General features: G+C 64.6%; 9 protein-coding genes and 1 pseudogene. 9 read left to right on the top strand and 1 reads right to left on the bottom strand.

Going from position 1 to position 11345, the window contains the following annotated elements:
- Positions 1 to 319 precede the first annotated feature (319 nt).
- Entirely contained in the window at positions 320 to 640 is a 321-nt protein-coding gene (locus tag B3349_RS13030) for a hypothetical protein (RefSeq protein WP_291589261.1), read from the top strand.
- A 72-nt stretch (positions 641 to 712) separates the two neighbouring features.
- Here the strand turns inward: B3349_RS13030 and B3349_RS13025 are convergent, their stop codons facing one another.
- Entirely contained in the window at positions 713 to 1618 is a 906-nt protein-coding gene (locus tag B3349_RS13025) for a LysR family transcriptional regulator (RefSeq protein WP_066541511.1), read from the bottom strand.
- A gap of 218 nt (positions 1619 to 1836) precedes the next feature.
- Between B3349_RS13025 and B3349_RS13020 the strand changes: the two genes are divergently transcribed.
- From B3349_RS13020 to B3349_RS12985, 8 genes and pseudogenes are all read left to right on the top strand, one after another.
- Positions 1837 to 3954 (top strand): 3-hydroxyacyl-CoA dehydrogenase NAD-binding domain-containing protein, encoded by a 2118-nt coding sequence (locus B3349_RS13020; RefSeq protein WP_291589258.1) that lies wholly within the window; start codon positions 1837 to 1839, stop codon positions 3952 to 3954.
- Positions 3955 to 4214: 260 nt separating this feature from the next.
- Positions 4215 to 5393: an acetyl-CoA C-acyltransferase gene (locus tag B3349_RS13015; RefSeq protein WP_066540896.1), complete on the top strand. Its 1179-nt coding sequence runs from the start codon at positions 4215 to 4217 to the stop codon at positions 5391 to 5393.
- A 23-nt stretch (positions 5394 to 5416) separates the two neighbouring features.
- A complete protein-coding gene (locus B3349_RS13010; RefSeq protein ID WP_291589254.1) occupies positions 5417 to 6613 on the top strand; it encodes an acyl-CoA dehydrogenase family protein in 1197 nt (398 codons plus the stop codon).
- Positions 6614 to 6647: 34 nt separating this feature from the next.
- Positions 6648 to 7784, top strand: coding sequence for an acyl-CoA dehydrogenase family protein (locus B3349_RS13005; RefSeq protein ID WP_291589251.1), 1137 nt, complete (start codon positions 6648 to 6650; stop codon positions 7782 to 7784).
- Between the two features lie 107 nt (positions 7785 to 7891).
- Positions 7892 to 8692, top strand: a complete 801-nt coding sequence (locus B3349_RS13000) for an oxepin-CoA hydrolase, alternative type (RefSeq protein ID WP_291589250.1) — start codon at positions 7892 to 7894, stop codon at positions 8690 to 8692.
- A gap of 28 nt (positions 8693 to 8720) precedes the next feature.
- Positions 8721 to 9965 carry a CaiB/BaiF CoA transferase family protein gene (locus B3349_RS12995; RefSeq protein WP_414646892.1) on the top strand — a complete coding sequence of 415 codons (1245 nt, stop codon included), beginning with the start codon at positions 8721 to 8723 and terminating at the stop codon, positions 9963 to 9965.
- A 111-nt stretch (positions 9966 to 10076) separates the two neighbouring features.
- On the top strand, positions 10077 to 11078 hold the full coding sequence (locus B3349_RS12990; RefSeq protein WP_291589248.1) for a Bug family tripartite tricarboxylate transporter substrate binding protein: 1002 nt from the start codon (positions 10077 to 10079) through the stop codon (positions 11076 to 11078).
- A 179-nt stretch (positions 11079 to 11257) separates the two neighbouring features.
- A pseudogene (locus tag B3349_RS12985) lies at positions 11258 to 11345 on the top strand (electron transfer flavoprotein subunit beta/FixA family protein); the annotation flags it as partial.

The raw sequence follows: 11345 nt of genomic DNA, 5'->3' as shown, positions 1-11345 counted from the left end.
CCCCAGCCTCCGCCGGAGCGGCCGCAGATTCAACCGCCTCGTCCGGGGCCTGGAGCGGGCCCGGCTCCGGGGCCGCGACCGGAATGGGGAGGGCGCCCCGATCGCCCGCGTCCAGAACAACCTGCTCCGCCCCCAGGTGTGCGCCCACAGCCGCCCCAGGCGGCGTCACCTGCACCAGGACCCCGGCCGGGACCGGGCGGGCGCGCGGACAGGGAGCGTTCTGAAAATCGCCGCCATGGACCGGACCGCGACCGGGATGAGTCCCGCTGACGAGCGTTTCCGCCTGCAGCCCTGCAGGCACTGTATGGAAGGAGTGGCCATGACCACCTTGTTGAATCACACCCTGCGCCGTTCGCTGGGAGCGGCATTGCTGGGCAGCGCCGCGTTGCTGGGCGGCTGCGTGGTGGCGCCGGTGGATGCCGGTTACGGCTACACCACCTATGGCTCGCCGCCACCGGCACGCTATGAGGTGGTGCCGGTGGCACCCAGTGCCGCCTATGTCTGGACGCCGGGAATCTGGCTGTGGGGCGGATCGCGCTATGACTGGCGGCCCGGTTACTGGGGCCCTCGCGGTCATGGCTGGGGGCCGGGGCCGCGTGGCTACGGCCGTGGCTACGGCCGTGGCTACGGTCGCCATTGACCCTCACCCTCCTTCTGCGGAGGCCAGAAAGGAGTGCCGAAGGCGCTCCTTTTTTTCATGCTGTTTGGTGCTTCAGCTGGCGCTGGTGTCGCCCCGGCTGCGGGCCTTTTCCAGCAGGAAATCGATGCAGGTGCGCACCGCCCTGGTCTGGTGGCGGTTGGGCAGGTACAGCAGATACAGGTGGGTGCCGAAGATGCTCAGCCGGTATTCCTGCAGCGTGGTCAACACCTCGCCGCTGGCCACGGCATCCTGCACCACATAGTCGGGCACTAGGCCCACACCCAGTCCGGCCAGAATGCCCTGGCGCAGAAACGGAAAGTGCTCGGAAATCAGGGTGGGCTCCAGCACCACTTCCTGGCGCTCCAGCCCCTGATAGGCCGACAGGCGCAACTGGCGGCCCATCACCCCGGCGGTGATCAGTGGCGCATTGCGCAGCTCTAGCAGGGTCTGTGGCAGGCCGTGCTGGGCGGCATAGTCCAGCGATGCGCATGCCACATAGCGCACATTGCCCAGGCTGCGTGCCACCACCGACAGCGGGGGATCCTGGATCACGCGGATGGCAATGTCCACCTCGTCGCGCAGGTTGTCGGCCCGGTTTTCGAACAGCACGTCCAGCACGATGCCGGGATACAGGCGCTTGAATTCGATCAGCCAGTCGCTCATGACGATCTGCCCGTAGCCGCTGGGCACGCTGATGCCCACGCGCCCCTGCAGTTCCTCGCCCAGGCTGGTGATGGTTTCCTGGGCCGCGGCCAGTTCGTTGCGGATGTTGCGGCCATGCTCGTACAGGCGCAGACCCACTTCGGTGGGCTCCACCCGCCGCGTGGTGCGTTTGACCAGCTGCACGCCCAGGCCTTTTTCCAGCTGGGTCAGGTGGTAGCTGACGTTGGCGCGGGTCATCTTCAGCTTGCGGGCAGCCTGGCTCAGGTTGCCGCTGTCGATGATCTCCACCAGCAGTGTCAGGGCATTGAGGTCCATGGAGGTGTGGTGTGCGGTCGGGGCTATGCGTTGCGGGGCATCCCCGGCTGTGCCCAGGTATACGCAGGTCTGGCCCGCGCCGGCTCAGGACGGCATTGCTCAAGGATGATTGTCAAATAACTTTTGACGGTCTGTCAATAATTCAGGGGATTGTAAAGAAGCTTTGTCGGGGAAAGAATGCCGGCTCCTGTTATCGAAAAATATTGGAGACCTGTGCCATGAACGCTGAAGTCCTCATCCCCGCCGTCCAGACCCGCCGTGAAGGTGCGGTGCTGGTGGTCAGCATCCACAATCCTCCTGTCAATGCCCTGGGCCAGGCCGTGCGCGCCGGTCTGCTGGCCGCAGTGGAACAGGCGGACGCCGATGCTGCCGTGCAGGCAGTGCTGATCGTGGGCGAAGGCAAGGCCTTCATCGCCGGCGCCGATATCCGTGAATTCGGCAAGCCGCCTGTGCCGCCGTCGCTGCCCGAGGTGTGCAACCGCATCGAAGCCTCGAACAAGATCGTGGTCGCGGCCATCCATGGCGCAGCCCTGGGCGGCGGCCTGGAAGTGGCCATGTCGGCCCACTACCGCGTGGCGCTGCCCGCAGCCAAACTGGGTCTGCCTGAAGTCAGCCTGGGCCTGCTGCCCGGCGCTGGCGGCACCCAGCGCGCTCCGCGCCTGATGGGCGTGAAGGCCGCCACCGAACTGATGCTCAGCGGCAAGCACCTGTCGGCCAAGGCCGGTCTGGCGGCCGGGCTGGTGGACAAGCTGGTCGAAGGCGAAGACCCCCAGGCGGCCGGTCTGGCGTATGCCAGCGAGCTGCTGGCCGCCAAGGCTGCCGTCCGCCGTACCCGCGACATCGAAATCACCGACAAGGCCATGGCCCTGGCCGACCTGCAGATGCTGGCGCTGGACACCGCCAAGAAGGCGCGCGGCCTGTTCTCGCCGCTGAAGATCATCGAATGCGTGCAGGCCGCCGTGAACCTGCCGTTTGACGAAGGCCTGGCCAAGGAACGCGCCCTGTTCACCGAATGCCTGAACAGCCCGCAGCGTGCCGGTCTGGTGCACGCTTTCTTTGCCGAGCGTGAAACCGCCAAGATCCCCGAAGCCAAGGCCGCTGCACCGCGCCACTTTGCCAAGATCGCCATCATCGGCGGCGGCACCATGGGCGCCGGCATCACCGTGTCCGCGCTGGACGCCGGTCTCACCGTGACCATGATCGAGCGCGATGCCGACTCCATCGCCCGTGGCCAGGCCAATGTGGAAAAGGTCTACAACGGCCTGATCGCCAAGGGCCGCATGACCGAAGAGGCCAAGGCCGCCATCATGGCGCGCTACACCCCTTCGACCAGCTACGACGAGATTGCCGACGTGGACCTGGTGATCGAAGCCGTGTTCGAGGACCTGGAAGTCAAGAAGGCCGTGTTCAAGGAGCTGGACCGCGTCTGCAAGCCCGGCGCCGTGCTGGCCACCAATACCTCCTACCTGGACATCGATGCCATTGCTGACGCCACCAGCCGTCCGCAAGACGTGATCGGTCTGCACTTCTTCAGCCCTGCCAACATCATGAAGCTGCTGGAGATCGTGGTGCCTGCCAAGGTGGCCCCCGATGTGGTGACCACGGCTTTCGAGCTGGCCAAGAAGATGAAGAAGGTGCCGGTGCGCGCCGGTGTCTGCGATGGCTTCATCGGCAACCGCATCCTGGCCGTGTACAAGCAGGCGGCCGACTACATTATGGAAGATGGCGCTTCGCCGTACGAGATCGACGAAGCCGTGCGCGGCTTCGGCTATCCCATGGGTCCCTTCCAGGTGACCGACCTGGCCGGTGGCGACATCGGTTGGGCCACGCGCAAGCGCCGTGCTGCCACGCGTGACCCCAAGGCCCGCTACGTGGAAGTGGCAGACCGCATCTGTGAAAACGGCTGGTTCGGTCAGAAGACCGGCCGCGGCTTCTACCTGTACCCGCAAGGTGCCCGTGTGGGCCAGGCCGATCCCGAAGTGCTGGCCATTGTGGACAAGGAACGCGCCAAGAAGGGCGTGACGCCGCGCCAGTTCAGCGCTGACGAAATCATGCGCCGCTACATGGCTGCCATGGTCAATGAAGGCGCCAAGGTGGTGGAAGAGGGCATTGCCCTGCGCCCCCTGGACGTGGACGTGACCTTCCTGTCCGGCTACGGCTTCCCGCGCTTCCGCGGTGGCCCGATGAAGTACGCCGACATGGTGGGCCTGGACAAGGTGCTGGCCGACATCAACGAGTTTGCCAAGGAAGATGCGCTGTTCTGGAAGCCCGCCGCGCTGCTGCAAAAGCTGGTGGCCGAAGGCAAGAACTTCGACAGCCTGAACAAGGCAGTCTGAGCGTTCCCGGGCTTGCGGCAGTGCACGCTGCCGCAAGCCCTCCCCCGGTTTCTCCCCCCTCCAGCGGTTCGCAGAGCCGCTGGCAGTCTCCCACCGGCTGCTGCCTTGGCAGCGCCGGTGTGGAGGGCTGCGAATCCAATCTGCAAAAAACGGAGCTGCCAAGCCTTTGAAGGCAAGGATTTCAGAATAAAAGATCCGAAATCCGGGCCCTAGGGACACAGGCAGCGACTCAAACCTATAAGCACAGAGAGACAAACACCATGCGCGAAGCCGTCATCGTTTCCACCGCCCGCACTCCGCTGGCCAAGTCCCACCGCGGCGAGTTCAACGTCACCCCGGCGCCCCAGCTGGCCGCCTACTCGGTCAAGGCCGCCGTGGAGCGTGCCGGCATCGACCCCGCCATGATCGAGGACCTGATCCTGGGCTGCGGCAATCCCGAAGGCATGCAGGGCAAGAACCTGGGCCGCCAGACCGTGCTGCGCGCGGAACTGCCGCTGTCCATCGGTGGCACCACGGTCACGCGTTTCTGTGCTTCGGGCCTGCAGTCCATCGCCATTGCGGCCGGCCGCATCGTGGCCGAAGGAGTGGATGCCATGATCGCCGGCGGCGTGGAAAGCATCTCGGGTGCCCGCGCCCTGGGGACGCCCGCCGACCTGGATCCCTGGCTGGTGGAGCGCAAGCCCGAGCTGTTCATGGCCATGATCGACACCGCCGATGTGGTGGCCAAGCGCTATGGCATCAGCCGCGAAGACCAGGACGCCTTCTCGCTGCTGAGCCAGCAGCGCACGGCGGCCGCGCAGGAAAAGGGCCTGTTCGCCAACGAAATCATTGCCTGCGCCGCACGCATGGCTGAGAAGAACAAGGACACGGGCGAAGTCACCTACCGCGACGTGGTGGCGACCAAGGACAACTGCAACCGCCCCGGCACCACGCTCGAAGGCCTGGCCAAACTGGAACCCGTGAAGGGCGCAGGCAACTTTGTGACCGCAGGCAATGCCTCGCAGCTGTCGGATGGCTCCAGCGCCTGCGTGCTCATGGAAGCCAAACAGGCCGAACGTCTGGGCCTGCAACCCCTGGGCGCTTTCCGCGGCATGGCCGTGGCCGGCTGCGAGCCCGATGAAATGGGCATCGGCCCGGTGTTTGCCGTGCCCAAGCTGCTGCAGCGCCATGGTCTGAAGGTGGAAGACATCGACCTGTGGGAGCTGAACGAAGCCTTTGCATCGCAGGCCCTGTATTGCCAACGCCAGCTGGGCATTCCGCTGGAACGTCTGAACGTCAACGGCGGCGCCATCTCCATCGGCCACCCGTTCGGCATGACCGGTGCCCGTCTGGCCGGCCACATCCTGCTGGAAGGCCAGCGTCGCAAGGCCAAGTACGGCGTGGTGACCATGTGCATCGCCGGCGGCATGGGCGCGGCCGGTCTTTTCGAAATTTTCTGATCTAGTTTTGCCGAGGAATCGAGATGGATCTCCAATTCACCCCCCAAGAAGAGGCGTTCCGCGCCGAAGTGCAGACCTTTCTGAAGGAAAAGCTGCCTGCCAACATCGCCAAGAAGGTCAAGGCCGGTCAACGCCTGACCAAGGAAGACCAGGCGCAATGGCATGCCATCCTGAATGAGCGCGGCTGGTACGCCAACCACTGGCCCAAGGAGCACGGCGGTCCGGGCTGGGGTGCGGTGGAAAAATTCATCTTCGATACCGAGTGCGCCCTGGCTGGCGGCCCCCGCATCGTGCCGTTTGGCGTGAACATGCTGGGGCCGGTGCTGATCAAGTACGGCAGCGAAGCGCACAAGAACTACTGGCTGCCCCGCATCCTGAGCGGTGAAGACTGGTGGTGCCAGGGCTATTCCGAGCCCGGCGCGGGTTCGGACCTGGCTTCGGTCAAGACCACGGCTGTGCGCGACGGTGACCACTACATCGTGAACGGCCAGAAGACCTGGACCACCCAGGGCCAGCACGCCAACATGATCTTCTGCCTGGTGCGCACCAACCGCGAAGTGAAGGCGCAGGCCGGCATCAGCTTCCTGCTGATCGACATGAACTCGCCGGGCGTGGAACTGCGCCCCATCCGCACGCTGGATGGCGACCACGAAGTCAATGAAGTCTTCTTCACCGATGTGAAGGTGCCGGTGGAAAACCTGGTGGGCGAAGAAAACAAGGGCTGGACCTACGCCAAGTACCTGCTGACCTATGAGCGCACCGGCATTGCCGGCGTGGGCTTCTGCATCTCGGCCCTGGCCAAGCTGCAGGTGATTGCCGCCAAGGTGTACAAGAACGGCAAGCCGCTGAACCAGGATCCGCTGTTTGCGGCCCGCATGGCCAAGGTCGAGATCGACCTGGAAAACATGAAGACCACCAACCTGCGTGTGATCGCAGCGGTGGCCGGTGGCGGCGTGCCGGGTGCGGAAAGCTCGATGCTGAAGATCCGCGGCACGGAAATTCGCCAGGAAATCCTGTCGCTGATCCGCCGTGCCATGGGCCCGTACGCCGTGCCCTATATCGACGCAGCCCAGTACGAAGGCTATGCCGAGGCCCCGATCGGTCCGGACGAAGCTGCCACGGCCGCTGCCAACTACTTCAACTACCGCAAGCTGTCGATCTTTGGCGGCTCCAACGAAATCCAGAAGAACATCATCTCCAAGATGATTCTGGGTCTCTGATTGCAGACAGAGAAATCAGAGAAGGAATACGGACATGAACTTCGCACACACCGAAGACCGCCGCATGCTGGCGGACACCCTGAACCGCTTTGTCTCCGAGCAATACGGCATCGAGCACCGCAACCAGCTGGCCTATGGTGATGAAGGCCACAGCCCTGCGCTGTATGCGCAATTCGCCGAACTGGGCGCCATTGGCGCGCTCTTCCCCGAGAGCGAAGGAGGCTTTGGCGGCGCCGGCTTTGACATCAGCGTGGTGTTTGAAGCCCTGGGCCGCGGCCTGGTGGCCGAGCCCCTGCTGGGTGCGCTGCTGGTCGGCCAGGCCCTGATCGCTGCCGGTACGCCGGCGCAAAAGGCCAAGCTGGAAGACATCGTTGCCGGCGGCCTGATCGCCACCCTGGCGCACGAAGAGCCGGGCAGCCACTACGAGTTGAGCAATGTGGCGGCTACCGCCACCCAGTCGGCCACGGGTTGGACGCTGAACGGTGCCAAGGCTGTGGTGGCGTTCGGCGAGAAGGCCGACCTGCTGCTGGTGTCGGCCCGCACGGCTGGCGGCCAGTTCGACACGGCCGGCATCAGCCTGTTCCTGGTGGACGGCAATGCCGCCGGCATCGTCAAGCGTGGCTACAGCCGCTTTGAAGGCGGCCGTGCGGCCGAGCTGACGTTCACCAACGTGCAGCTGGATGCTGACGCGCTGTTGGGCGCCGAAGGCCAGGGCCATGCCGTGCTGGAGCGTGTGCAAGGCTATGCGCTGCTGGCGCTGGCTGCCGAAGCGCTGGGCGCCATGGACGTGGCCAAGCAAAGCACGCTGGAATACCTGCAGACGCGCAAGCAGTTCGGCGTGGCGATTGGCACCTTCCAGGCACTGCAGCACCGCATGGCCGATCTGCTGCTGGAAGTGGAGCAGATGCGCTCGGCCGTCATCAATGCTGCGGATGCCATCGACAACGCCGAAGGCGTAGCCCGTGAGAAAGTGCTGGCGGCAGCCAAGTACACCGCCGGCTATGTGGGCGCGCTGGTGGCCGAGGAAAGCATCCAGATGCATGGCGGCATCGGCATGACCTGGGAGCTGCCGCTGGCCCACTATGCCAAGCGGCTGGTGCTGCTGGACCACCAGTTCGGTGATGAAGACCACCATCTGGAGCGCTTCATGGCGCTGAGCCAGCAGGCCTGAGACCTGCCGCTGATCCGCCGGCTTTTCCGCGCCACAGCCCAGCCGTGCACCAGCCGGTGTGCAGGCCGGGCGGTGCGCCTGCTTTCATTGCACACGGAGACAAGAACATGAGTGAACCGCTGCTGACCCGCCGTGAAGGCGAGGTACTGATCCTCTCCAACAACAACGTGGCGGCGCGCAATGCGCTGTCGCCGGAGTTTTATGCCGCGGTGGCCACTGCGCTGACGGCTGCTGCCACCGATCCCACGGTGGGCGCCGTGGTGCTGACGGGCGAGGGCGGTCATTTCTGTGCCGGCGGCGATCTGCGTCAACTGGCCAAGCGCCGTGAGCTGCCAATGGAAGAACGCCGTGCCAAGCTGGAAGGCCTGCACGATCTGATCCGTGCCGTGCGCGACTGCCCCAAGCCGGTGATCGCGGCCGTGGAAGGTGCGGCAGCCGGTGCCGGACTGTCGCTGGCCCTGGCCTGCGACATGCTGGTGGCGGCCCGCAACAGTGTGTTCTCCGTCGCCTATGTGAAGGTGGGGTTGACACCGGATGGTGGCGCCACGGCATTCCTGGCCGAGGTCGTTTCGCGCCAGGTGCTGACCGAGCTGTGCCTGACGGGCGAGCGCATCAGCGGTGAACGCCTGGCCCAGCTGGGCCCGGTGAACCGTCTGACCGAGCCGGGTGCGGCGCTGGAGCAGGCTGTGCAGCTGGCCCAGCAAATTGCCACCGGCCCCGACCAGGCCATGGCTCGCATCAAGGAGCTGTGCCGCCAGGCCCCCCGGAACACGCTGGAGCAGCAACTGGAGCTGGAAGCCCAGTACATGGTGCGCGCCCAGGAGACCGACGAATCCCGTGAAGGCATTGGCGCTTTCCTGGAAAAGCGCAGCCCCGATTTTGTGAAGCTGCGCCGCCAGCAGCACTGAGCGCGCGCAGATCCAAGGAGACAGAGCAATGACAGAAAAGATGGCGCAGGCCCAGGACCAAGAGATGGATTTCCCGCTGGAAGGCGTGCGCGTGCTGGACCTTTCGCGTGTGTTTGCCGGCCCGTTGTGCGGACAGGTGCTGGCCGACTTCGGTGCGGAAGTGATCAAGGTGGAACACCCCGGCCGCGGTGACGATACGCGCGACTGGGGCATGCGCATCGGCAAGACCGAGACCACCTACTACAACAGCATGAACCGCAACAAGCGATCCATCACCCTGGATTTGCAGACCCCGGAAGGGGTGCAACTGGTCTACGACCTGCTGCCGCAGTTTGACGTGGTGATCCACAACTTCAAGCACGGTGGTGCTGAAAAGCTGGGCATCGGTTACGAACAGCTCAAGGCCATCAAGCCCGATCTGATCTACTGCAGCGTGGCCGGCTACAACAGCAGCACCCCTGAAGCCAAGCGCCCGGGCTATGACCTGGTGATCCAGGCCGAAGCCGGTCTGATGGCCATCAACGGCGAAGCCGGTACGCCGCCGCTGAAGTTCGGGGTGGCCGTGGTCGATCTGATGACCGGCATGTACGCTGCGCAGGCGGTGCTGGCGGCCCTGTTCCGTCGTGAACGCACAGGCCGTGGCCGCCAGGTGGAGCTGTCGCTGTACGACTGCGGCCTGGGCATCAACGGCTACTACGCGCTGGATGCCATGCTGCTGGGCCACGACACCCAACGCTATGGCAATGCCCATCCGTCCATCGTGCCCTACGGCATGTTCGAGGCCGCGGACGGCCCGCTGATCATTGCGGTGGGCAACAACAGCCAGTTCGACAAGTTCTGCCGCCAGGTGGTGATGCGCCCCGACATTGTCGAGAACCCGCGTTTTGCCACCAATGTGGAGCGTGCCAAGAACCGCCTGGAACTGCTGCCGATCATGATGGCCATCATTGCCGGGTTCGAGCGCGAGGTGCTGCTGGAGCGCATGGCCGCCTGCGGCATCCCCAGCGGCCGCGTGGCCGGTCTGTACGACGCCCTGACCAGCGAACGCACGAAGCAAACCGGAGTCTTCCAGCAAATGCCCCACCCCGTGGCGGGCCAGACCTGGGTGTTTGCGCCCCCGTACCGTCTGGACGGCCAGCGCCTGCCCATTCGCAATGCGCCCCCCACGCTGGGCGAAGGCACGCGGGAAGTGCTGCAGCAACTGCTGCAGCTGCCCGAAGAAGAACTGCAGGCCCTGCAAGCCAAGGGCGTGCTGACCCTGCCACAGGCCTGAATGACGGCCGCCCCACGGCGGCCAGGACCGCGATTCCCGCAAAGGCCACAGATCGATGGCCTGGGAAGCGCTTTCACTTTCCCCATACCGACTGCCTAAGGAGACAACGACATGGGTACCCCGAATTTCAACCGCCGCACCGCCTTGCAAGGCTTGGCAGCCCTGGCTGGCAGCAGCTTTTTGCCCTACGCAGCCTGGGCCAAGGCCGCCTATCCGAGCAAGCCTGTGCGCTTCATCGTGCCTTTCAATCCCGGTGGTGCGACCGACATCGTGGCCCGCGTGCTGGGGGAGTCCATGTCCAAGCGCATGGGCCAGCCCATCCTGGTCGAGAACAAGGGCGGCGCGGCCGGCATGCTGGGCACGGACCAGGTTGCCAAGGCGGCAGCGGACGGCTACACGCTGGCCTTGTCGCTGAGCACCTCGCTGATGATCAACCAGTTCCTCTACACCAAGATGGCCTACAACCCGCAGAAGGACCTGCTGATGCTGTCGCAGATCGCGTCGGCGCCGGTCACGCTGGTGGTGCACCCTTCGGTGCCGGCCAACAACATGAAGGAGCTGCTGGCCTGGGTCAAGGCCAACAAGGGCAAGGTGTCCTACGGCTCCTGGGGCGTGGGTTCGTACGCCCACCTGGGTGGTGCTTACATGAGCAAGACCACCGGTGCCGAGATGACACATGTCGCCTACAAGGGCGAAGCGCCGATGATCCAGGAGCTGATCGGCGGCCAGCTCCAGCTGTGCTTCTCCAGCGCGCAGAACACTAAGTCCTTCATCGATTCCGGCCGCCTCAAGGCCATCGGCGTGACGGGCCGCCAGCGCATGACCGTGTTGCCCAACCTGCCCACGATCCATGAGCAGGGCGTGACCGATGAGGCCTACGCCATTGCTGGCTGGGTGGCCATGGCTGCACCGGCAGGCACGCCCAAGGACATCGTGGACCAGATTTATGCCCAGGTGCGGGAGTCCGCCAAGGACCCGAAGGTGCAGGAACGCATTGCCGGAGCAGGCTTTTTGCCCATGTTCAGCAGCCCGGAGGAGTTTGCCAAGGCCTATGCCCGCGAAATGCCGGTGTGGAAAAACCTGATCGAGCTGGCGGAAGCCCGCCTCGACTGAGTGGAAAAGGGCTTCGGCGACCTGTCACCGTGCATGCCATGCTGCAGTTGCAGTATTCAAGAGCGGAATTCGGACATCTGGAAGGCAGATTTCTGAATTCCTGAATTCATAGCTGTCAGTGCTTCCTGTATAAGTGCTGGCATCCATTTCAATCACTTATTTGTGGAAAGAGCAAAGCCATGAAGGTACTGGTCCCAGTCAAGCGGGTGGTGGACTACAACGTGAAGGTCCGCGTGAAGTCGGACGGCACGGGCGTGGACATCGCCA

It is taken from the genome of Comamonas sp. UBA7528 (assembly GCF_002479375.1).
GTDB lineage: Bacteria > Pseudomonadota > Gammaproteobacteria > Burkholderiales > Burkholderiaceae_C > Comamonas.
Note: the sequence above shows the minus strand (reverse complement) of the source record. Positions and strands in the feature narration are given on the sequence as shown.